The sequence below is a fragment of the Bullifex porci genome, assembly GCF_009695635.1.
In the GTDB taxonomy this organism is placed as follows: domain Bacteria; phylum Spirochaetota; class Spirochaetia; order Sphaerochaetales; family Sphaerochaetaceae; genus Bullifex; species Bullifex porci.
Genome location: NZ_VUNN01000001.1, coordinates 37,415 through 61,107, shown reverse-complemented (window position 1 = coordinate 61,107; position 23,693 = coordinate 37,415). Strand labels below are relative to the sequence as shown.

General features: G+C 36.1%; 20 protein-coding genes and 1 pseudogene. 8 read left to right on the top strand and 13 right to left on the bottom strand.

Annotation, left to right across the window (positions count from 1 at the left end; translation table 11 throughout):
- Together FYJ80_RS00270 and FYJ80_RS00265 are read right to left on the bottom strand one after the other, a co-directional pair.
- Positions 1-699, bottom strand: a complete 699-nt coding sequence (locus tag FYJ80_RS00270; protein WP_154424124.1) for an orotate phosphoribosyltransferase — start codon at positions 697-699, stop codon at positions 1-3.
- A 65-nt stretch (positions 700-764) separates the two neighbouring features.
- Positions 765-2,360, bottom strand: coding sequence for a bifunctional aspartate carbamoyltransferase catalytic subunit/aspartate carbamoyltransferase regulatory subunit (locus FYJ80_RS00265; RefSeq protein ID WP_154424123.1), 1,596 nt, complete (start codon positions 2,358-2,360; stop codon positions 765-767).
- A gap of 295 nt (positions 2,361-2,655) precedes the next feature.
- Between FYJ80_RS00265 and fucO the strand changes: the two genes are divergently transcribed.
- Both fucO and ybaK read left to right on the top strand, forming a co-directional pair.
- Positions 2,656-3,801 (top strand): lactaldehyde reductase, encoded by a 1,146-nt coding sequence (gene fucO / locus FYJ80_RS00260; RefSeq protein ID WP_154424122.1) that lies wholly within the window; start codon positions 2,656-2,658, stop codon positions 3,799-3,801.
- A 52-nt stretch (positions 3,802-3,853) separates the two neighbouring features.
- Positions 3,854-4,327, top strand: coding sequence for a Cys-tRNA(Pro) deacylase (gene ybaK, locus FYJ80_RS00255; protein ID WP_154424121.1), 474 nt, complete (start codon positions 3,854-3,856; stop codon positions 4,325-4,327).
- Here the strand turns inward: ybaK and FYJ80_RS11850 are convergent.
- From FYJ80_RS11850 to prs, 6 genes and pseudogenes are all read right to left on the bottom strand, one after another.
- Positions 4,320-4,706, bottom strand: coding sequence for a RidA family protein (locus tag FYJ80_RS11850; protein ID WP_235899561.1), 387 nt, complete (start codon positions 4,704-4,706; stop codon positions 4,320-4,322). The two genes, ybaK and FYJ80_RS11850, sit on opposite strands and share 8 nt — an antisense overlap.
- Before the next feature lie 99 nt (positions 4,707-4,805).
- Positions 4,806-5,357, bottom strand: a pseudogene (locus tag FYJ80_RS11845) (HAD family hydrolase); the annotation flags it as partial.
- Complete coding sequence (locus tag FYJ80_RS00245) at positions 5,354-6,115, bottom strand: inositol monophosphatase family protein (protein WP_154424119.1); 762 nt, start codon at positions 6,113-6,115, stop codon at positions 5,354-5,356. The gene FYJ80_RS00245 and the pseudogene FYJ80_RS11845, both read right to left, overlap by 4 nt.
- The gene (locus tag FYJ80_RS00240) at positions 6,112-9,420 is read right to left on the bottom strand and encodes a hypothetical protein (protein WP_154424118.1); all 3,309 of its coding nucleotides are present in this window, start codon (positions 9,418-9,420) and stop codon (positions 6,112-6,114) included. Before FYJ80_RS00240 ends, FYJ80_RS00245 begins: the two co-directional genes overlap by 4 nt.
- A gap of 10 nt (positions 9,421-9,430) precedes the next feature.
- On the bottom strand, positions 9,431-10,636 hold the full coding sequence (locus FYJ80_RS00235; protein WP_154424117.1) for a pyridoxal phosphate-dependent aminotransferase: 1,206 nt from the start codon (positions 10,634-10,636) through the stop codon (positions 9,431-9,433).
- Between the two features lie 31 nt (positions 10,637-10,667).
- The gene (prs, locus tag FYJ80_RS00230) at positions 10,668-11,954 is read right to left on the bottom strand and encodes a ribose-phosphate diphosphokinase (protein ID WP_154424116.1); all 1,287 of its coding nucleotides are present in this window, start codon (positions 11,952-11,954) and stop codon (positions 10,668-10,670) included.
- Positions 11,955-12,128: 174 nt separating this feature from the next.
- Here prs and FYJ80_RS00225 point away from each other — a divergent pair, with 174 nt between their 5' ends.
- The gene (locus tag FYJ80_RS00225) at positions 12,129-13,844 is read left to right on the top strand and encodes a Na/Pi cotransporter family protein (protein ID WP_154424115.1); all 1,716 of its coding nucleotides are present in this window, start codon (positions 12,129-12,131) and stop codon (positions 13,842-13,844) included.
- Here the strand turns inward: FYJ80_RS00225 and argH are convergent.
- On the bottom strand, positions 13,834-15,207 hold the full coding sequence (gene argH, locus FYJ80_RS00220; protein ID WP_154424114.1) for an argininosuccinate lyase: 1,374 nt from the start codon (positions 15,205-15,207) through the stop codon (positions 13,834-13,836). The genes FYJ80_RS00225 and argH overlap by 11 nt on opposite strands.
- 44 nt (positions 15,208-15,251) lie before the next feature.
- On the opposite strand from argH, the gene FYJ80_RS00215 reads away from it, so the two are divergent.
- Entirely contained in the window at positions 15,252-16,220 is a 969-nt protein-coding gene (locus FYJ80_RS00215; protein ID WP_154424113.1) for a hypothetical protein, read from the top strand.
- A 39-nt stretch (positions 16,221-16,259) separates the two neighbouring features.
- Here FYJ80_RS00215 and FYJ80_RS00210 read toward each other — a convergent pair whose 3' ends face one another.
- Positions 16,260-16,697, bottom strand: a complete 438-nt coding sequence (locus FYJ80_RS00210) for a single-stranded DNA-binding protein (RefSeq protein WP_154424112.1) — start codon at positions 16,695-16,697, stop codon at positions 16,260-16,262.
- Between the two features lie 99 nt (positions 16,698-16,796).
- Here FYJ80_RS00210 and pyrH point away from each other — a divergent pair, with 99 nt between their 5' ends.
- Positions 16,797-17,480: a UMP kinase gene (gene pyrH / locus FYJ80_RS00205; protein ID WP_154424111.1), complete on the top strand. Its 684-nt coding sequence runs from the start codon at positions 16,797-16,799 to the stop codon at positions 17,478-17,480.
- Here the strand turns inward: pyrH and FYJ80_RS00200 are convergent.
- Entirely contained in the window at positions 17,470-18,405 is a 936-nt protein-coding gene (locus tag FYJ80_RS00200) for a radical SAM protein (RefSeq protein ID WP_154424110.1), read from the bottom strand. The two genes, pyrH and FYJ80_RS00200, sit on opposite strands and share 11 nt — an antisense overlap.
- A 43-nt stretch (positions 18,406-18,448) precedes the next feature.
- Between FYJ80_RS00200 and FYJ80_RS00195 the strand changes: the two genes are divergently transcribed.
- On the top strand, positions 18,449-19,573 hold the full coding sequence (locus FYJ80_RS00195) for a patatin-like phospholipase family protein (protein ID WP_154424109.1): 1,125 nt from the start codon (positions 18,449-18,451) through the stop codon (positions 19,571-19,573).
- Here FYJ80_RS00195 and FYJ80_RS00190 read toward each other — a convergent pair.
- Positions 19,541-20,107, bottom strand: a complete 567-nt coding sequence (locus FYJ80_RS00190) for a 5'-methylthioadenosine/S-adenosylhomocysteine nucleosidase family protein (protein ID WP_154424108.1) — start codon at positions 20,105-20,107, stop codon at positions 19,541-19,543. The genes FYJ80_RS00195 and FYJ80_RS00190 overlap by 33 nt on opposite strands.
- A complete protein-coding gene (locus FYJ80_RS00185; protein ID WP_154424107.1) occupies positions 20,108-20,911 on the bottom strand; it encodes a bifunctional hydroxymethylpyrimidine kinase/phosphomethylpyrimidine kinase in 804 nt (267 codons plus the stop codon).
- A gap of 52 nt (positions 20,912-20,963) precedes the next feature.
- On the opposite strand from FYJ80_RS00185, the gene FYJ80_RS00180 reads away from it, so the two are divergent.
- Both FYJ80_RS00180 and FYJ80_RS00175 read left to right on the top strand, forming a co-directional pair.
- The gene (locus FYJ80_RS00180; protein ID WP_154424106.1) at positions 20,964-22,694 is read left to right on the top strand and encodes a phosphoglucomutase; all 1,731 of its coding nucleotides are present in this window, start codon (positions 20,964-20,966) and stop codon (positions 22,692-22,694) included.
- A 227-nt stretch (positions 22,695-22,921) separates the two neighbouring features.
- Positions 22,922-23,659: a hypothetical protein gene (locus FYJ80_RS00175; RefSeq protein WP_154424105.1), complete on the top strand. Its 738-nt coding sequence runs from the start codon at positions 22,922-22,924 to the stop codon at positions 23,657-23,659.
- Positions 23,660-23,693 lie beyond the last annotated feature (34 nt).

Below are 23,693 nucleotides of genomic sequence, written 5' to 3'. Positions count from 1 at the left end.
TTACCTCTCTACCTTCTCAAAGCCATGATTAGCACCCCATGCAAATGGGTCCTCTCTCCACTCATGGAGAGTCTTAGCATCCTCATCATTAATATATCCAACCTCAACAGCTGTCTGGATCATTACTGGGTATGAAAGAATTGTAAATGGTTCGCACTTTGGCTCTACAGCCTCAAATGCCTTTGTTGCGGCATCTAAACCATATGTGAAGATAGCTAAACAATATGGTACTAAGCCATTTGCGTTAATAATTGCATTAACAGCCTGTAGTGATGACTTACCGGTACTAATTAAATCCTCAATTAATACAACCTTTTTTCCCTCATAGGAGCCATTCTTTCCAAGACCCTCAATTTGATTCTGAAGTCCATGGTCCTTACTTGAAGAACGAATGTATGAAAGTGGCTTATGGAGTCTATCAGCTAGGGTTGTTGCATGTGGAATTCCAGCAGTAGAAGTTCCTGCAATATTTTCAGGATCGAAATCAAGCGCTGCTAGCATATCTGAAAAAGCATCACAAATTAATGCTCTATAAGATGATTTTGCTAAGAATTGTCTATTATCGTTATAAATTGGCATTCTATATCCACTTGCCCAAGTAAATGGATCATTTGGACTTAGTCTAATTGCACCAAGCTCAAATGCACCCTTTGCAAGCTGTGGACCGTAGTATCTAGTAATTTCTTCTATTGTTTTCATAATCACTCCTACACTAATAAACTATTTTGATAATTTTAAACGAGAAAATGCTTCCTCACAAGAGTTTATCTTCTGCTCTTCCAAATCTCTTTAAATGAGTGTGTTTTTCCACAATATGCACATTCAAAAAGACCCTCAGGATTACGATAGAACATTGCAGGAACACCTTCTCCATTTATTGGGTGACTTATACATGCTTCATTGTTACATGATAAATCTTCAAAGTTATAGATTCTTGGTGGCATATGAGTTCTATATTTTGCTTCAACATGACCATCCTTAATAATATTTAAGGTACAATGCGGAGCTACTGATGCTAATCTCTTTAAATCCTTTCTTGTAAGCTCGTAATGTCCTGGGCGGAAGATAATTCCCTTATAGTTTCCATCAGAGCCACAGCTGATCCACTCACCACCCTTACTTTCATCTAAGTTAAGGACAGTACTAATTAATCTCATGTGGTTTCTAATCTCACTTGGAGAATCACCCTTACAGATGTGGTCAATTACAATTCCGTTTTCAATTGGATGTACACCCTCAGAGTATGTTTTATCTGTCTTTTTCTCCTTATTTACAGGAACACTTACAATATACTCCTCATCCTCAATTGGATTTGCTTTAACAACGCTTGGCTTGAAATCACTACCGATTTTTCCTGCGATTAAGGAAAGAAGAACCATTCTACAATACATACCATTGATAGCCTGACGCTCCCAGCCGTTGAGTGGAGTATTATCTAGGAAGGTAGGAATTGTTGGGTGCTCCTTATGACGTGGGAGTGGATGGTAGAACTTAGTGTTCTCAGGAAGCTTATCCATAAACTCCTTTCTAAATGTAATGCTCTTTCTTAAGTAATCCTGCTTTTGAAGGATTCTCTCACCCATTCTCTCAAGCTGTGGTCTTGTGAAGTACCACATCTTTGCAACATCATCTTGGTTTAAATACTCCTCGATTGATGCAAATTCTCTTACCTCAAAGCCATTATTCTTCATCTTTTCAAGGTAATTCTCTGGCATAGCAAGCTCAACTGGAGCAATTAAATCAACCTTTACCTTATTAAAGAGCTTTAAACCATCTGCTTTAGAGTGTACTGTTCTACCATGATATAAATCACCAACTAATGCAACGTGGATTGAGTCAAAGCTCATCTCATTATCCTCTAGGAATGTAAACTCATCTAGAAGCTCTTGAGTTGGATGCTCATGCTTTCCATCTCCTGCGTTAATAAAAGCTGGCTTAATTGGTAAGCTATTTCTCTTAGTGTAAAGTGCTGATTCATCATCGAGCCACTTACAAAGGCCTTCAACCTTACTTCTTACGATGAAGATAGTATTTGAGTATCCACTAAGCATATTAAAGGTATCAGCATAGCTTTCACCCTTATTTATTGAGGAAGAAGAGCAAAGGAGCTCTGATACCTTTGCATGGTGAAACTTAGCTGCATTTCTAAAGGATTCCTTTGTTCTAGTGCTATCCTCTAAGAATACTTCGTATATACCGAAATCAGGATCATTAATTCTAAATTTATCCTGCGTTACTTCATCACCTGAAATAATTGCATTCTTTAGCTCATTTACTTTCTGAAAGAAATATCTTCTCTCTTCGATTGAGAAGTCTTCAATTACAGTTAGAGAACGACCTTTGAAAACATTACTATCCATCTTTTCCTCCAAAAAAAAAGTCCCACAAAAAGGGGACCATTAAACAAAATCAATAATATAAGAGAGAATAAAAGAGCTATGAGTTGAAATATTTTTATTTGTTAACAAAAAACTCAAACCTATCATATTGCTCTCCTAAGTGGTGAAGATTAACAGATATTTATTCTATCTTCAAGTATTTTATTATTTCTACAATTATTATTGATGAAAAAAATATTATATCTCTAAAAAAATCGATATCTTTTTATCTTTTTATGCATTATCTTAAAAGAATAAAGAATACAAGGAGATAAAAATGGCTAACAGATTCATGTTAAATGAGACTAGCTACCATGGCTATGGTGCTATTAAAGAGATTGCAAATGAAGCAAAGGCAAGAGCATTTAAGAAGGCTTTCGTATGCTCAGATCCTGATTTAATCAAATTTAATGTAACAAAGAAGGTAACAGATATTCTTGATAATGAAGGTCTTGCTTATGATATTTATTCAGATATCAAGCCAAATCCAACAATTGAGAATGTTAAGCATGGCGTAGAATCCTTCAAGGCATCAAAGGCAGATTATATTATTGCTATTGGTGGTGGTTCCTCAATGGATACAGCTAAAGCTATTGGTATCATTATTACTAACCCTGAATTTGAGGATGTTAGATCACTAGAGGGTGTTGCCCCTACTAAAAAGCCTTGTGTACCAATAATTGCTGTTCCAACAACAGCAGGTACAGCTGCTGAGGTTACAATTAACTATGTAATCACAGATGTTGAGAAGAAGAGAAAGTTTGTTTGTGTTGATCCACATGATATGCCAATTGTTGCAGTTGTAGATCCAGATATGATGAGCTCAATGCCTAAGGGCCTTACAGCTTCAACAGGTATGGATGCTCTTACTCACGCTATTGAGGGCTACACAACTAGAGGTGCTTGGGAAATGTCTGATATGTTCCATCTCAAAGCAATCGAGATCATCTCAAAGTCCTTAAGAGGTGCTGTAAATAATGAGAAGGAAGGCCGTGAGGGTATGGCTCTTGGTCAATACATTGCAGGTATGGGATTTTCTAATGTTGGTCTTGGTATCGCACACTCAATGGCTCATACACTTGGTGCTGTATATGACACTCCACATGGAGTTGCTTGTGCAATGATGCTCCCTATCGTTATGGATTTCAACAAAGAAACTACTGGCGAAAAGTATCGTGAAATTGCAAGAGTAATGGGTGTTAAGGGTGTTGATTCTATGACGCAGGATGAATACAGAGCTGCTGCTATCCAGGCTGTTAGACAGCTTAGTGCAGATGTAGGAATTCCTGCTAAGCTTGCTGCAATTAAGGAAGAGGATCTTGAATTCCTTGCACAGAGTGCTGCTGCAGATGCTTGTGCTCCAGGTAACCCTAAGGAAGCATCTATTGACGACTTTAAAGCAATGTTCAGACAGTTGATGTAAAGTTTTCTCATACTTATAATAGTAGGGTCAGTGAAAAGCTGACCCTATTTTTATGAAAGAAATAAAAACTAATGCAATGAGATTACTCGAGCAAAAGAAAATTAGCTTTGAAGTAGTTGAATATGAATTTGATGAAGAGCATCTTGATGCTGTACATGCATCAATGTCTGCAGGCTTGAACCCTGAAATGGTTTATAAAACTATTGTTATGAAGGGTTCATCTAATAATCTTTATGTCTTTGTTACTCCAGCAGAGTTTACTATATCCTTAAAGAAGGCACGTTCATTAACAGGCGAAAAGGAAATAGAGCTATTAAAGCTTGATCAGCTCTTAAAGTACACTGGATATATTAGAGGAGGCTGCTCCCCTCTTGGTATGATTAAGCAATATCCAACGTTCATTGAGAGCTTAGCAGAGCTTGAGGATTATATCTATGTTAGTGCGGGAAAGAGAGGACTACAAATAAAAATAACGCCTGCTGACCTACAAATGGCAACAGGCGCTGTGTTTGCTGATTTTACTTAACAGCAATTACTTCAATTTCTACTTTTACATCCTTAGGAAGCTTTGCAACCTGTACAGCAGATCTTGCAGGTAAAACTGTACTATTTTCAAAGGCCTTTGCATAAACTTCATTAACTGGTACGAAGTCAGCCATATCCTTTAAGAATACTGTTGCTTTAACAACGCGAGTAATATCTGTGCCAGCTTCAGCTAAAACTGCTTTAATATTCTTAAAGCACTGCTCTGCCTGCTCTGCTGCACTACCCTCTAAAATTGCTCCAGTTTCAGGGATTATTGGAATTTGTCCTGAACAGAAAATCATATCACCTACTGCAACTGCCTGGCTGTATGGACCAATAGCTGCAGGTGCCTTATCGGTATTAATTTTTTTAATTTCCATAATGCTATTCTCCTTTATCACATGCTTTATTATATCATCACAATTTCTAGCCGCAAAGCCTGATGTGACGTCACTATCCTTTTCAAAGCCAAAGCCCCAAGTTACACCACAAAAGCTAACACCAACTTCCCTTGCTCCATTTAAATCATTTAAGGTATCACCAACCATTAAAACATCTTCTTTATCTACACCTAAACGATTAATAGCATTTTGAATTGAATCGGCTTTAGTTATTTTACCTTGACTATCAGTTCCAAATATTACATCAAAGAGCTCAAACAACCCCTTTTCCTTAATAATATCAACTGCTAGTGTTTCATATTTAAGAGTGCATACACCTGTCTTTATACCATGGTTTCGTAAGAACTTTAGTAAATCAACTATCCCAGGATAGGGATAACACATATGCATACCAGTTTTTCTATACTCTTCTCTATATACCTCAACACAGCGATCAAGATACTCTTCAGCAGTATTATATGTAATTCTAAAGCACTCTCTTAGAGGAGGTCCGACAAACTTTCTTAGTTGCTTTTCGTCATGGCACTCTTCAAAGCCAAGAGCTCTCATAGTAAAGTTAGCTGTATGGAAAATTCCACTTGATGAATCAAAAAGGGTTCCATCTAAATCAAAGAGGACGGCTTTTATCATTTAGTTAACTCCAAAAGCTTATCAAAAAATTGTGGGCAGGAGGAAATAACGTCATACATCTCCTCTTCACGAGGCTGTAGCTTTACCCTTCCACCAGCCTCCTCTAGGATTAATGCTCCTGCAGCAAAATCATAGAGGTGTAAGCATAATTCATAGTAAATGCTACATCTACCACTTGCTACATAGCATAAGGAAACAGCAGCTGAGCCTATTGATCTTTCATCAGAAACAGCCTTTAAAACCTTAAGGTATCTTTCCATGTAATATTCAAGCTCATTATAGTGTCTATGAGGTGGAACTAATAGGGCTAGAGATCTTTTCATTTCAGATTCTTTACTAGTCTCAATTTTTTCTCCATTTAAATATGAACCACAGCCCTTCATAGCTGAGAATAATTCATCATATTCTGGAACATATACACATCCCATTACTATTTCATCATTATGCTTTAATGCGATAGAAATAGAATAGAGAGGGAATGTATTCATATAATTTACAGTTCCATCGATTGGATCGATTACCCAAGTAAAGCTAGAGTCACTTTTTTCTTTTCCACTTTCTTCACAGTAAAAGCCATCATCTGGATATTCCTTCTTAATAGCTGAAACAATTAAGGCTTCACATTTTTTATCAGCTTCTGTTACATAATCATTTGAACTCTTAGCTGTAATATTTACTCTCTCTGCCTTATGTTCAAGAAGAAATGCTCCAGCATTTTTTATTAGTTTTTTTGTAAATTCGTATCTCTGTTTAATCATTTATCTTTTAATTTATTCCCAATTACTCTTACTATCTTCCAGTCATACGCTGAGAAGCTCTTTTGTGAAATATCCTCTCCAGTAGCACTCTTAAGATTCATATCCTCATCAAAGGTTAGAATTAAGCTAGTCCAAGAGTCAGCATCCTGAGAAACCATAACACCACCAACGTTATTTCTAAGCTCATTCTTCCTTAATTGGTCGATGCGCTTCTCCATTGCAACTATTACAGAAAGGCTGAAATCAAAGATTGTAAACATCTTATCCTTCTTATCTAGCTGCTGAGCTTTGAAGCACTTTGTAACAACCTCAACAAAGGAATTTAATACATTTTCATCAACATCGTTAATAAACTCTTCAAAAGCACGACAGCGATTATTTCCTAAAGACTTGATGATATCATCAATTAAAGGTGGGAATTCATCTTCAATTTGAAGTTCAACAGGAGCTTCTTCCTCAATAGGAGCTTCTTCCTCAATAGGAGATTCTTCCTCTACTTGAGATTCTTCCTCTACTTGAGTTTCTTCCTCAGCAGGAGTTTCTTCCTCAGCAGGAGTTTCTTCCTCCACAGAAGTTTCTTCCTCCACAGGAGTTTCTTCCTCCACAGGAGTTTCTTCCTCCACAGGAGTTTCTTCCTCCACAGGAGTTTCTTCCTCCACAGGAGTTTCTTCCTCCACAGGAGTTTCTTCCTCAACTGGAGTTTCTTCTTCAACAGAAGTTTCTTCTACTGGAGTTTCCTCTTCAACAGGAGATTCTTCTTCAACAGGAGATTCTTCTTCAACAGGAAGTTCTTCTTCAACAGGAAGTTCTTCTTCAACAGGAAGTTCTTCTTCAACAGGAAGTTCTTCTTCAACAGGAAGTTCTTCTTCAACAGGAGTTTCTTCCTCAGCAGGAGTTTCTTCTTCTGGAACCATCTCTTCAATAGGAAGCTCTTCTGCTAAATCATCTTCCTCTTCAGATAGTGTTTCATCCTCTGAAGCACTATCCTCTAAGTGTAGAGGCTCTATATCCTCTTCGACCTCTGATAAAGATTCCTCTTCAGATTTTTCTCTTACTTCAGAGCTATCATCAGCTTCAAAAGGATATTCAGCTTCTTCAACAGGAAGCTCCTCTGCTAAATCATCTTCCTCTTCAGCTAATGTTTCTTCCTCTGATACACCATCCTCTATGTGTAGAGGCTCTATATCATCTTCAACCTCTGCTAGAGTTTCCTCTTCAGTGTTTCCACTTTCTTCTGAGCTTTCATCGATATCAGCTTCATCAATAGGAAGCTCTTCTTCTAAATCATCTTCCTCTTCATTTAATGTTTCTTCCTCTGATACACCATCCTCAAGGTGAAGTAATTCAGTATCATCCTCAACCTCTGCTAAGGATTCCTCCTCTGCATGGTCTGGATGAGGTGTATAAATTGCATTAAAGTTTGGTTGAGTTGGATTTAGAGGATCAAATAGAGTTGGCTGCTCATCATAATCATCATCGTCTAAGAATGAGGTAACAGGGTCTTCATCGACAAACTCTTCATCCTTTTCTTCCTCAGCTTCAGTTAGATAATCATCCTCATCAATATCAGAAAGCTCATCATTTTCTAAGCTAGGTAGCTCATCCTCTTGAGTTGTTTGATCAAACTCATCTGTTTCAAGAGCATCAAGCTCTTCAATAACTCTTTCATTTTTAAATGTTTCAGGAAGAGCATAACGCTCCTTAAGGTTCTCTAGCTCCTCAGCAGTAGGAATCTTATATCCATAGTCATTATTACTTGGCTCTGAATTATTTAATCTATTTTCGATTTCAATCGCCTTTTCATCATCATCTCTACTATCATACTCATATTCAATCTCAGATGATAAAGGCTCTATTTCTTCATTATGGCTTTCCTCTGTAAGATAGTCATCATCGTCGATTACATCTTCAAAGGCTTCCATCTCACCCTTTTCAATTTTAAAAGGTCCAAGTAGTGCTCTAAAGAACTCCTTAGTAAGATTCTCGTTATTTACGATGTGAACGTATTCAGAAAGAGATATTGAGAAGGTATTATCAGCAAGCTTTTCAAGCTTTTGATCATTATTTGGGAATACGATTAGCCTTGTGTGACCTAGCTGTGGCTTTCTACTCTTTTCTTCTTCAATTTGTAATAGTGTTGATTCAAAATGAGCTGGCTCATTAAACCAGTTTTTCCAATTTAAGGTTGGAAGCAATGAAATATCAAATCTATTACCACGCCATTGATAAACATCAACACTATCAGTTTCATAAAATAGCTTTAAAATATAGTTGGAAAATAGCTTTTGAAGCTTATCATTAGATATAATTCCAGCCTCTTTAAAAGAGACAGGAAGAGAAGAAAAGAGTGTTCTTCCAGTAAATAGATAGAAGCGGTCAGCAAAACGTAAGAATGGTTTTATTGTTGCACTCATAAAGCCATCTTTAATGAAGTCACCCTCATAGGAGCCAACAGTAGCAGAGAGCTGCTTTAAGGCATGAGTACTTAATAGTGTTACTCTTTCAACCTCAAAGAGATCAAAATCATCTCTCTTTCTTCTAAGCTCTTCTAGCTTATATGAGTATCCACCCTCACGAATTACTCTGCTCATTAGCTCCTTTTCACTCTTTGATGGATCTTCACTTTTTAGCTTTGCAATCTTTAAATCTATCTCAGCATGGAGTATAGAGCTTTCACTTGATAACTCAGAAATACCATTTTTTCCATTATCACAAATTTTAGATAGCTCATTAGCAAAGAAATTAGCATCGACTCCTAAAATAGCTTTAACATTACTCTCATCATCGACAAATATAGAGTGTGCTAATTCCTTAACTTGCTCCTCTATTTCATCTGGTAGTGTTGGATAACAATATTGATTTAGTAAGGTATCACGATAGATTGTGTAGTGGCTTGGAGATATTACGCCCTCTTTAACTTGGATTACAGCGTAGTTTTCAATATACCAAGTAAGACGTTTGAAGGCATCCTTTGAAAGGGCTTTAATTCTATTCCAATCCTTTTCTTTAATATCACGATTAGCAGAAAAGCCCTTTTCACTGTAGAACTTTTTACTTTGAACAATTGATTGAAGCAATAATGGTAGGAAGGAGGCTTCCATCATGGAGGCCTTATCATTCTTAGAAAGATGTATTCTCCTCTCTTCCCAAGCGGACATCTTTAATATCTCAAGAGGATAATACATTGCTATGATCCTTGCGATACTGACTACATCGTTCTCGAAATACTGCGAAGCCTCTTGTACATTCCTCTTAGCTTTATCAAGTCTCATGTTGTCAGCTAAGTCATCGTTTGCAAAGATCATAATTAATTCCTTACCTCAATCCCATTACTTGTTTTCTATATGCCTTAAGACCTTCCGCAAGACACTTTCCTGCAAGTCTTAGCTCATCCTCATTTAATACATATGCGATTCTTGCTTGGGTTTTACCTAAGCTTTTTGTTACGTAGAAATCCTCAGCAGGAGCAAACATTACTGTATTTCCCTGATAGCTAAAGTCCCTTAGCATGAAGATTGCAAAGCGCTCAGCATCATCAACAGGGAAATCAACGATAAAGTAGAATGCACCCTTTGGTCTTGATAGCTTGCACCCTGGAATCTCTTGGATTGCACTAACTAGAGTATTTCTTCTTCTCTCATACTCTTTAACAACGTCATCGATGTACTCCTGTGGAGCAGTTAATGCTGCAGTTGCAGCAACCTGCTCAACAGCAGGAGGACAGAGACGTGCTTGAGCAAGCTTCATAGCACTATCAAGGACCTCTTTATTGTAGCAAACGATAGCACCAATACGAGAGCCACACATACTAAATCTCTTAGAGAATGAATCGATACAAATAATTCTATCCTTATATTCAGGGAAGGTTAAAACACTTGTAAAGGACTCTCCATCGTAGCAGAACTCTCTATATACCTCATCTACAATTAAGAAGATATCATGTCTCTTACATAGTTCTAGAAGTTGCAAAAGCTCAGTTTTTGTATATACATGCCCAGTTGGGTTATTTGGAGAACAAAGTAAAATTGCCATTGTCTTCTTTGAGATCTTAGCTTCAAAGTCCTCAATTGAAGGAAGTACAAAGGCATCATCGACCTGGCTGGTTACAGGAACTAGGTTTACCATTGCAATGTTTGCAAAGGTGGAAACGTTAGTATAGAAAGGCTCAGGAATAATAACTTCATCATAAGGGTCACAAAGAGTCATGAAAGCAAATTGAATAGCCTCACTACCACCAGTTGTAATCATGATATTATCTGGAGTTACTGAAACGCCATACTTTTCATAATATTTACAAAGGGACTCTCTAAGAGCAAGCTCACCCTCTGAAACGCCATATGCAATTACATCCTCACTATATGTGTTAATTGCATTAATAGCTTCCTTAGGTGTCTTGATATCAGGCTGTCCGATATTAAGATGAATTACATGTATTCCTCTTCTTTCAGCATCTCTTGAGTAAGGCACAAGCCTTCTAATTGGAGAACACTGGAAGGAAGAGATTCTCTTTGACATTTGCATAGTACTATTCCTCCTTCAAAAAATTAATCAATCAGTCAGGGAGCTTGGCCGCCTGATCATCATCACTAAGTCCGATACCCGCTTGTGATTGATCGATTAGCTTTTGAATGAACTTTCTATTATCAAGTAGAGGAGAAATTGATCTACCATGGTGTAATCTAGAGATAACACGAGCAAAAAGCTCTGTTACATCTGCTTGAACAAACCATTCCTTTTCAAGTAAATCCTTACCCTGATAAACAGCATTAGTACCAATAATTCTATAGAAAACTCCTTCCTTATATGCTGCATCGAAGTTTTCAACTGCATTACCATTAAAAAATGGGAGTGATACCATACAGATAATCTTTTTAGCACCAAGCTTCATAAGCTCTCTCATAGCGATTATCATTGTACCACCTGTTGCAATCATATCATCTGCCATTAAGACAGTTTTACCTCTTACATCACCAAGTAGGTTAATACTCTTAATATTACTATTCTTAGCATCCTTACTTACAATTGAGTAGTCTCTTTCCTTATATAGCATAGCAAGAGGTCTGTGTAAGCCCTGAGCATAGAACTTATTTCTTGATACAGCACCTGTATCAGGAGAAACTACTACTAAGTCAGGATCTGCTAAATCAATAACCTTTCTAAGAGCAATGAGTGTCTGATAAGAGCCATGGAGGTTCTCAAGGTGACAGGTTCTAAATGCATTTTCAATTTCTCTAGAGTGGATATCAAGAGTAATAATTCTTTCAACTCCTAGCTGTTCACAGAAACGAGCAAATAAGGAAGCTGTTAAAGCCTCACGGCCTGCCTTCTTATGTTGTCTTGCATATGGATATGTAGGTAATACTAGAGTAATTGAAGCTGCTCCTGCGAGTCTTACAGCATCAACTGTAGTAAACAAGAACATTAAATGGTCATTAACACTTAAAGGCTGAGGGTTCTCAAGGCCTGCAACCTTAATAGGTGCACAGTTAGAAATATCATATATAATATAGACGTTAAGACCTCTTACAGGGTCGATAAGCTCTGCCTTTTCCTCACCATTAGCAAAACGAGTGTATTTAACGTTTATTGTAAAATCAGGGCAATAAAAGGAAGAAGGTAGCTTTCCTGTTGGGATTTTCTTGCTATCAAGATCATCCAACAATGTAACTCTCTTTAACAGCTCCTCTTCACTCATCTCGTGACGTTTGCTGAGGGCCTTTGAAACCTTCTCATAACGATCTATATAAAGCCTTCTTAAATGCTTTACAACCTTCCCTGCAAAATATTCTGTGCCAGGGCCTGCGATAACTCCAAGTTTGTGTGGCTTAATGATACTCATGCCATATACTTTATAAAAGAAGGTATAAAAGTTCAATTATGAAATATGATTATTAACACTTTATGATGGATAAATCCAAACAAATGTCGTGAAAAAATTTTACACAAATTTCACAAAAGCCCTTAAGCGATATCCTTTACCCACCTACAAACCATTTGGTAGCTTTTAAAATGTATGAAACTCATTGCATCGCTTTTTGAAATTGTAGGTTCTATCGGTCTCTTCCTTTATGGAATGAAGCTTTTATCAGATGGACTACAGAAATGTGCGGGCGCGAAGATGAAATCAATACTTCATCTTATGACCGCTAACCGATTCCTATCGGTTTTTACAGGAATTATTGTTACATTAATAATTCAATCATCTTCGGCAACAACTGTAATGGTTGTATCCTTTGTAAACGCCTCTCTGATGAGCTTAACTCAAGCTATTGGAGTAATATTAGGTGCTAACATTGGTACCACAATAACAGGCTGGATTGTAGCAATACTTGGCTTCAAGATGGATATTACAGTATTAGCATTAGTTGCTATTGCAGTATCTCTTCCATTAATGTTCTCATCTAATTCACGCTTTAAAGAGGTTTCAGAGATATTTTTAGGCTTTGGTATTTTATTTATCGGACTTGAATTTTTACAAACCTCAATGCCAGATATCTCAGAAAACCAAACAATGATTAAGCTACTATCTGCATTAGAGGATCAATCTGTTACTTCAATGCTGATTTGTGTATTAGCAGGTACTATTATTACAATAGTAGTACAATCCTCCTCAGCTACAATGGCTATTACAATTACACTCGCTTATCAGGGATGGATTGGACTATATACAGCATGTGCTCTCTGTCTTGGACAAAACATCGGTACAACAGTAACTGCATACCTTGCTTCAGTAGGAGCCTCTACAAATGCAAAGAGAGCAGCGCTTGCGCATATCTTCTTTAACGTCATTGGCTCAATTATTGCAATGATTTTATTTAAACCAATGATTTTCATTGTAAACTCAATTACTCCAGGAGATATCTACTCAATGCAGGGGGAAGCGCTAAGAGAAACTCTTCCAGCATTCTTAGCTATGTTCCACACCCTCTTTAACAGTGCAAACACACTTTTATTCTTCCCATTTATCAACCAATATTCAAATTTCATTACAAAGCTTGTTAAGGATAAAAAGGTTTATAGTGAGGATGATTACCACTTCTCATATATCTCAGGTCCTTACATGGAGGCTCCAGAGCTTTACCTATTAGCTGTAAATGGTGAAATAACTAAAATGGCTAATCTTGCTAAGGATATGTTTGATGAATACCACAATGCCTTTGCAAGAAATGATATCGATATTGATAAGGTTGTTTCCTCATTAAAGAAGAAAGAGGATTATGCAGACCAAATGCAGGAACAGCTTACTAGTGTATGTGTAAAAATTCAAAGAGATAATATGGCATCCTCAGGATCTGTATCTAATCTTTTCAGAGTTATCGATGAGCTTGAATCTGTAACAGATAGTATCTTTAACTTGATTAAAATTACAGAGCAGAGAATAAAGCAAAAGCTTACCTTTACTCAGGAGGAGGAATTAGAAGTTAGATCCTTAATCGATTTAGTATCTAAGTTCATTGTCTTTATTACATCTCATACAGATACAGGTATGGATAGAGATGATTTAGAGACCTCATTAGCCTTTGAGAGAAGTATCAATACTCAGCATAAGACTCTATCTGGTAGAATTCGTTCTCGTCTCTCTGTTGGAGTTGAGGATGTTCAGGTAGAATTATTAATGCTCGAGATCGAACGAAACCTCGAGCATATTGGTGACTACTTAATTAATATTGCAGAGTGTTACCATGAGGTAAAAAAGCATACCCCACTTCCAAGCCAAATTACCAAGTAATAAGGCTTAGCTCCTTTCTACCAGTTAAAGCCTCATAGGCTTTACTGTATTTTTCAAACTTTTCATTGCAGATGGCTACAAGGTCATCTGCTTCTTTTTTGCTATTCTCAAGTCTTAGATTATTAGCAGCTCCAATGCTAGTTCTGCTCTTTAAAGCTTCATAAGGGTCATCAGCCTTAACATCCTCTAATGAAAGACCTACCTCCTTATAGCTATCTCTAAAGCTCTTTCCTTCCTTTACCATTCTAAAGACCTTATCTGTTGCATAGAGCTCACTTTTACAAGCTTGGACAAGCTTATCCTCATGAACAATTAAGCCGTCAACCATACGTGCCATTATTGCAACTAAGTCAAAGCAAGCACGAATACCTTCGATAACAGGCTCCTTAGTATCTTGGAAATCACGATTATATCCACTAGGAAGGCTTCTAATAGTATCCTTAACTCTTTCAGAGGCAGAGGTAATTAGGCAGCTTCTACTTCTAGCAAGCTCAAGGCCATCAGGATTTTTTTTCTGAGGCATAATAGAGCTTCCTGTAGTAAGCTCCTTAGGAAGTGAGAAATATCCAAATTCAGGGAGTGTAAAAAGAATTAAATCCTGACTTAGCTTACTAATTGTAAGTGCAATATATGAAAGTGCATCTAAAAGGATAGCTTCAAACTTTCCTCTAGAGTTATTTGAATATAAAACATTATTTTGAACCTTCTCAAAGCCCATTAGCTTAGCACTATACTCTCTATCTAGGAAGATAGGAGTTCCGTAGGAAGCAGCAGAGCCAAGTGGAGATTGATCTAAAAGCTCATTAACGTTTAATAGTATTTTTACTTCATCAATTAATTCCTCAGCAAAAGATGCACTCCATAAGCCTACAGATGATGGCATAGCTAATTGCATATGAGTTCTTCCTGGCATTGGAACAAACTCATATCTCTTTGCAAAGGCAAGTAATTCAAGAGCAAAGCTTAGAGTTTCATTTGCGATCTTAATTGAAGCCTCTCGCATATAGAGTCTTAATGCAGTTTGAACCTGGTCATTTCTACTTCTACCTGTGTGGATTCTTTTACCAGTTTCACCAAAGCGCTTTGACAAATACCCTTCGATTGCAGTATGACAATCCTCATCCTCTTCCTTTATCTCAAAGCCTGTTGTGAGCTTTTGCTCGATAATCTCTTTAAGCCCCTCTCTAAGCTCTTCAAGCTCCTTAGCTGTAAGAATACCTATTTTATTTAGCATCATTGCATGTGCATTTGATGCAACAACATCACTAATTAATAGCTCTTGGTCTAAAATATAGTCATTGCGAACTGTAAAGTGCTGCATTAATAAATCCAGCGAATAGTTCTTCTGCCAAAGCTTTGCCATTTATCTCTCCTGTAAAAAAACAATTGAAAAATTGTATTATTAATATGAAGTACTTTATTTATTTTCTTTTAATCCTTTTATCACTTATTGGCTGTCAAAGCCAAGAGCTAGGAGATATTTTCAACATGCTTAGTGCAAATGATAAAACACTACCATGCTTATTATCTCTCAATGTGGAAAGCACCAATAGTGCTAGCGCCCAGTTCGATGAAGATATAGTAGTTGTTAAAGCAACGCTAGATGGTGAAAAGCTTCAATATAAAAAGCTTTCATCATCGAAGCTACAGCTTACCTTCCCAAAGCCTTTATCTGTTAGTGAAGCCAAGGAGCTTTATTTAATAGTTGAGGATTTACATGGAAACTCCTCAAGCTTTATTTTCACAATCTCGGGAAGAAATGATAAGCTCCCAAATATTAAGATTACTGAGTTCTCATCGAAGGGAACACCAACACAGCCAGATAGAATAGAGCTTTTAGCATATACAGAGGGAAATACAGAGGGTATATATTGTGCTAATGGCACAAAGGGTAATGAGACCTTTGGCTTTACACTTCCTTCAATAGATGTTAAGCGTGGTGACTACATAGTAATTTATTGGAGCTCAAAGCCTGAAAAAGATAGCTTTACAAATAATACTGGTAATACTACATATCAAATTGAAGCAAAAAGCAGTGTAAAGCTTGCAACTAATAATGGGTGCTTTGTCTTATACGATACTATTAGTGGAAATGGTGAAATCCTAGATGCTCTTGTTTACTCAGATAATGAAGCTACTACATACTCTGGCTTTGGCAATGCTAAGGTTGAAAAGAGCTATAAGGAGCTTGTGGCTGATTTTGAGTGGATCGATGAGCCTGTATACTCAAAGCACACAACTAGTACTAGAACAATTAATAGATTTAATGGAACAGATGATACAAATAAAAATATTGACTTTTATATCTGTGATACTAAATGCTTAACCTTTGGAAATAGTAATAACGAAAAGATATATACTCCTCCATCTGAGTAAAGCTTTAGGCTGGCTTAAACCAGCCTAAAGGCCTAGTTTTTAAAACTCATAAAGACAAGGCTGCTCGCAAACACTGTCCTCTTTGTCTGCGTCGATAGTAACTTCCTCAAGAACATCCTCTTCGCCTTTAACCTTACTCTTTTTAAGACGGTTAAATTCGATGTGCTCTGCAACAATTACTGTCTTTTCGCACTTTTTGTCATCATTAGTCTTATACTCATTCATTCTAAGACGTCCTACGACTCTAATACTCATACCCTTTTGGATATACTCAAGAGCCTTTTTACCGACCTTGCCCCACGCTTCAACATCGATGTAAAGCGTATCCTGCATTTTCTGACCAGCTAGGTTGTTATAGTACCTATTAGAAGCTAGTCTCATCACAACGAGTTCTGAACTAGTTTTTGCGCTAGTGCAGACTGCTTTTGGTTCAAAGCACACATTTCCTTCAACGAGGATACAATTTAGATGATTCATAGTGTACCTCCTGTTATAAATGCATCTATAAATAATACAAATAAAATTGTTTTTTTTTACACTTCTTATGTGCTACTATACTTTTCAAGGAGATAAACGATGTTATCAGTACTTTCACTCGGAGGATCAATTATTGCTCCTCACCAGCCAGATACAGCATTTTTAAAGGCCTTTAGAGATGCAGTTATTAATTACCTTAATGAAGATAAAGAAAGAAAGCTAATACTTGTTTGTGGAGGTGGTGCACCAGCTAGAGCTTATCAGGGTGCTTTAAGAGAGGTTTTGCCAAATTCAGACTCATATACACAGGATATGCTTGGTATTAAAGCAACACATCTAAATGGTAGCTTAGTCAAAGCAATCTTTTCTGATGTTTGTCTTGATGATTTAGTAACAGACCCAACACAGGATATTCAATTTACAGGTAGAGTACTTGTTGCAGCAGGCTGGAAGCCAGGATTTTCTACAGATACAGATGCAGTATATCTTGCAAAGAAATTTGGAGGAAAGCTAATTATTAACCTTTCAAATATTGCTAAGGTTTATACAGATGACCCTAAAAAGGATCCTAATGCAAAGCCAATCGATGATATTTCTTGGGATGATTTCATCAAAATGGTTGGAACAGAGTGGATCCCTGGTAAAAATACTCCATTTGACCCAATTGCTTCAGGCTTAGCAAGAGAAGCAGGGCTAAAGGTAGTTTGTGCAGACGGAAGAAACATTGAAAATACTATGAATATTCTAAAGGGCTTAGAATATACTGGTACAACTATTGGTTAAGAGCTTTTCTCTTTAATGACAAAAAATATGGGTTGGGATCAGCAAAGGAGACTGGAAAAGGTATATCCTTATTAAAATCTGGAATCCAAAGTATCTCATCCCCTATTTCTTGTACAAAGCCATCCTCTATACCTAATTCATCAAGAGTATCTAGAAGAAAATCATATTCCTCCTCACTTATTTTCTTAAAGCCAGGGTTTTCTAGTGGTGGCACAAATTGAACCATAAGAGATAAAAAGCAGCTATTTTTATAATACTTTGAGTAATATCTTAAAACCTCAATACTCTCCTTTAATGCTTGAGGGAATACTAAGTGTCTTACGATATTTCCATATATCTTATCTAAATCTGTGTATGGATGTGTCTTTGTAATAAAATCCATTACTGGGATAATAGAATCAATATATTTACGTCTTCCACAAAACTTCTCAGCAACATTCTTATCTAACGTTTTCATATCCATTAGATATACATCTATATATGGATCAATTAGCTTTAAAGCCTCTACATTTTCATATCCAGAGGAGTTCCAAACAACAGGAAGTGAAAATCCTTTTTCTTTAGCTATATTTAAAGCATTAATTATAGAAGGTATAAAGTGAGTTCCAGTTACAAGATTTAAGGTTGTTGCACCCTGCTTTTCTAATGAAAGCATAAGCTCTGCTAGCTCTTCATCTGTAATATTAAAGCCCATATTACTTCCATGAGCACCTGAAATTTGATGGTTTTGACAATACTCACAATGTAGTGGGCATCCTGTAAAGAATATCATCCCTGAGCCCTTTTCTCCTGTCAAAGGAGGCTCCTCACCTCTATGGAGACCTGACCATGCTATTCTAACCTTATCACTTTGACCACAAAGGCCTAATTTATATCTCCTATCTACCTGACATAGATTAGGACAAAGCTTACATTTTTTATACATTCTCTACTTGACCCACAGCAAACAATGTTGCATCTTGAATTCTATGGGTATATTCAATAGCATCTTTAAAAAAGAAATACAAGAAGAAGAGCGCTTCATACTCTCCATAGATGGAGGAGGGATGAGAGGGATTATACCTGCAGTTATATTATCTCATCTTTCAAAAATAGTTGATGATAATATCCCATTCTATGCTCATTTTGATTTAGTTGCCGGTACAAGCACAGGTGGAATAATTGCTCTTGGCTTAACAAACCCAAATACAACTATTGAAAATGAAGCTATTGAGCCATATGAGTACTACATAACACAAAAGAAAAATTTCTTTAAAACAGAAAAGATATTTAAGGGCTTAATAATGCCAGCTTCTAATCCAGAAAGGATTGAATCAATATATGTAGATCATGGTAAAGAGATATTTAGCCAACGTACTCGCTTACTTGGTAATGTCTTTTCTGATAAATATGACTCTAATAACTTAGAATTTTTCTTTAGAACTCTTTTTCATGATGAAAAGCTAAAGGATGCATTAGTTCCTACTATGGTTGTTTCATATGATTCAATCTCAGGTAGAGAGTGCTTGCTATCAAGCTACTCAGAGCTGAGTGATACCTATTTAAGAGATGCAGCGAGAGCAACTAGTGCTGCCCCACTCTACTTTTCACCAAAAACGCTATTTAACATTAATAATGAAAGAATGTCTCTCCTTGATGGAGGAGTTATTGCTAATAACCCTGCTGTATTTGCATATTTAGAGGCTAAGAAGCTATATCCAAATGCAAAGCGCTTTCACATTCTATCTATTTCTACTGCGAGAAATATCTATAAATTCGACCCAACAGGAATGTTTGGTGGACTTTCCTCATGGGCTGAACCAATAATGAAAATATATCCAAATGCGCAGATGGTTTTAATTGATGACATATTAAATGGCCTTCCAGATTGTAGCTATGTACGCATATTCGATGAAATCTCTGATGAGAAGATAAAGCTCGATGATACAAGACTAGAAACTATAGAACGCCTTAAGGAAGGTGGTCAAAAGCTAATTGAAAAGCATCAAAACGAGCTAAATGATTTTGCAGCTATGATTTCAAAGAGAACACTATTTGACCAAGTAAAGCTTTCTCAGCGCTTAGCTCTTACTTCTCCTGAGGACCTCACTTAGCGCCCTTTCATGGATTTTTACTGCTAACTCCTTTAATAGCTTTCTATAGTCCTTAATTTTTAAGCTTTCTCCGATAATATCACTAACACCCTTAATAATTATTAAATCCTTTTTTAAGCACCTAGCAGCAAGTGCAACTCCATATGCTTCCATATCATATAGCTCAGATTCCTCTATTCCTGTTGAAGCAAAAGAATCCGAAGACGCAATAGTTAACCCTTCATCTGATATATCAATAGGTCCCATAGTTCCTCTTTTTGAATCTAAAGTTGTATATTGCGGAAGATGGAATTGAGTTAAATCTGCATCTCTATTTATAACTCTTTTTACACCTACTACATCAAAAATATCTGCACAACCTTTTTTTGCACCACAGGTTCCTACATTTAAAATTAAATCAACATCCTCTGTGCAATTTAAAATTGTATGAGCTAAAGCATTTTCCTTTCCAACACCAGAAACTACTCTAACAAATATATCTTCAGTAAATAGTGCATTCTCTGCACTATCTGATGAGACAACTAAAACCTTCATTTAATTACTCCTTAATGCTTTTATAATATCAAGACCTAACCTTCTCTCTCTTTTGCTTTCATATGTGTATTTAATGCATTCTCTTGTAATAGAACCAGCTCTTCTTACACTACTATATAAGGACTCATTATTTAAAAGAAATGATAAAAGTAGTGATGAAAATAAATCTCCAGAGCCAGGATATGATGCATCTACTTTATCAAATGAAATATATTTTATCTCTTCATCATAAATTACATTTGCTAGTTTATCTTTCTCTATATTAACAGATGTAATTACTATCTTTGCTTTTGTGAGAGAGCTTAGGATAGTAACTATTTTCTCAATATCCTCTTTAGTATAGCTTTCTTTAAGCTCATAATCTGTAAGTAAGCATGCTTCAGTTATATTTGGTGTTATTAAATCACCATAAGGTATTAAAGACTTAATTATTTTAATATTTTCTTTATCAAAGCCTTGATAGAGCTTTAAATCATCACCAAGAACTGGGTCAACAACAATTAGAGAATCAAAGCTTTCAAAGACCTTCTTAACTAAGCAATATTGCTCATAATTAGCTATATAGCTACTTAATATTCCATCAAAGCTAAAGCCAAGCTCTAAAAACCTATTTAAGACCTTCTCACATTCATTGCCTAAATCCTTAATAAAGAAATCATCAAAACCATCACTTTGAGTTGCAAGTAATGATAGAGGTAATATTGCTGTATCAATATTATTACTTTCAAGTATTGGAAGAGAGATATTAATACTTGCCTTTGTAAAGCAAGAGAGATCTTGTAAAACTAAAGCGCTTCTTTTCATGTAAAAATAATATTAGTTTCACTTTGAATATGCAATCTGATATAATGATGCTATGCAACATAAATCAATTTCCCAAATACATACTACATGTGATCAAGTAAAAGAAAGACTTGATCACTATATTTTATCGGCATCAGGCTTAAGAGCTGTATTTGCTTCCTCTGGTAATGAGGAGGATAGCATTAGGACAATTTGTGATGAAGATAAGGTCATAGTTGTTACTATCGCTAGAGCCTTTAACGAGTTTATAAAGGAAAAGAATAAAAGAGTTATCGTAGGTCAAGATGCAAGACCTACAGGCTATGCTCTATCCTTATTAACTATTAAAGCACTAATTTCTCTTGGACAGGATGTAAGATATCTCTATATTACAGCTGCTCCTGAAATTATGGCTCAATCACATAATTATGATTACTTCTATTATATTTCTGCATCCCATAACCCTATTGGTCACAATGGCTTTAAGTTTGGAAGAAATGGAGGAGTATTCTCAAAGGTAGAGGCAGAAGAAATCATAGCTATCCTAAAGAGGATGATTAACTCACCTGATGTAATTGATGAAGCTAAAAAGCTAATTAATGATTGTCCTCAGGAGAGAAGAAATGAGTGCTTAGTTAATCTTGAAAAGGAAAAATATTCAGCACTTGAATACTATCGCTCCTTTGTATTAAAAACAGCAGAGCTTTCAAATGACTTTAAAGCCGACATCGGTATTGTAGCCGATTTTAATGGCTCAGCTAGAGCTGCCTCTATCGATAGAACACTGTTTAATGAAATGGGTATTAAATTTGATGCAATTAATGCAACTGTTGGAGATGTTAAGCATGCAATAGTACCTGAAGGTGAGAATTTAATTCCTGTAATGAAATTCCTCGAGGAGAAGCACAAAGAAGATCCTTCCTTTATCTTAGGCTACACACCAGATAATGATGGTGATAGAGGAAACTTTGTTTATATCACAAAGGAAGGTAATGGAAGAATTCTAGAGGCTCAAGAGGTATTTGCATTAGTAGTTACTATTGAGGTAGCGTCCCTTGCTAAGAAGGGTGTAGATAATATCGCTATTGCAGTTAATGGACCAACTAGTGAGCGTATCGACCAAATAGCTAAAGCATTTAATGCTAAAGTCTTTAGAGCTGAGGTTGGCGAAGCAAATGTTGTTAACCTTGGACAGGAATTAGCTGATAAGGGATACACTGTTAAAGTATTAGGAGAAGGTAGTAATGGTGGAAATATTACAAAGCCAGCATGTGTAAGAGATCCACTTAATACAGCATTTACCTTCCTAAAGCTTTTCTCTGATAAGAGCCTATTTGACTATATTCTCGAAAAGCTTGGAAAGCCGATTACAGAGCTCTCAATGGATGCTCTTATAGATGCTCTTCCAGTGTATACAACTACAGGTGCATTCTCAAAGCTTGCTAAAATGGAAGTAAAAAGCAAGGATTGGCAAGGTATAAAAACTAAATATGAAGAGCTATTAAAGCAAACCTTTGACAACGAAATAAAGGGTAAAATACCAGCCTGCTCATTCTATAGAGTATTACAAACAGAGGGCACTATTGAGAGAGAGGGCATTGGACCTGAATTTAGAAGTGCTACAGGTAAGGGTGGTCTTAAGGTTCAATTTGTTGATTTCAAGGGCTCATCTCTTGGCTACATGTGGATGAGACCAAGTGGTACAGAACCAGTATTAAGAGTACTAGTTGATATTAAGGGTAAAAACGAAAAGCTTCATGATGAGATATTGAGTTATCAAAGATCATTAATTGAAAGATGTTAATATTTTAAAACATTTAATTTAATAGTAAAAAACCTCATTCTAGCACATAGGATGAGGTTTTATTTATCATGCCATATCTAAATTTTGGCAGTTTAAATGACAGTTTAAATGAAAAAAAAACATCATAAATACTTATGCATACTTAGATAAATTTGATAGAAAAAAAATAATTCTTTATATATCTAAAAAATACATGTTATAATTATTTCATTCAAAAGGAGAAAGTTATGAAAAAAGCATTATCAATATTCCTATGTATTTTATCACTCTTTATTATTTTTTCTTGTAATAACGATAATAAAGCACCAGAAGTTAAAGAAACTCCAAAACACGAATTAACAGGAAAAACAATTACTATTAGCTTATACTCTACAAGAAATATTGATTTTTCTGGTCCTGGAACTTTAACTATGACATTTGAAAGTGATGAAAAGACTGCAAGTTGGACTTATACTACAGAGACAGCTGCAAAATCAGGGACATTTTCTAATATCAGTGTGGTAAGTGAAAATGGAAATTTAAAGATTACATCAGGAGAGAATTTAAACCTTACACTCTCAAAAGAAGAAACAGGATATAAAACAGTAGGAGAAGGAAAAGTTGCCACTCTAGCTATTCCGGCTGATACTCCAACTAAACTTTTAGAGCAAAACCCAGTTACATCTATTGATCAATTAAAGGGCCATACATTTTTTGGTGCAGGGTCTAATACTGCAGCACAAATTATAATCACTGAAACAGATATTACATTTAAATATTATACTAACTACAATCCTGAAGGCCATTCCTTAGGCACTTTAAAAGCTTTTGCTGAATGTGAAATCAATCAAGCTAAATTAGAAGATAATAATTTGGTTATACCATCATCAATCTATGGCTCAGACGTCACAACATTTGAAATAATCAATTCATCAACACTAAGAATGATATCAGCTGAAAAAATAGTTTTAAATTTAATTAAATAAGATAAATTTTAAAGGCTTGAGAGACAAACTCAAG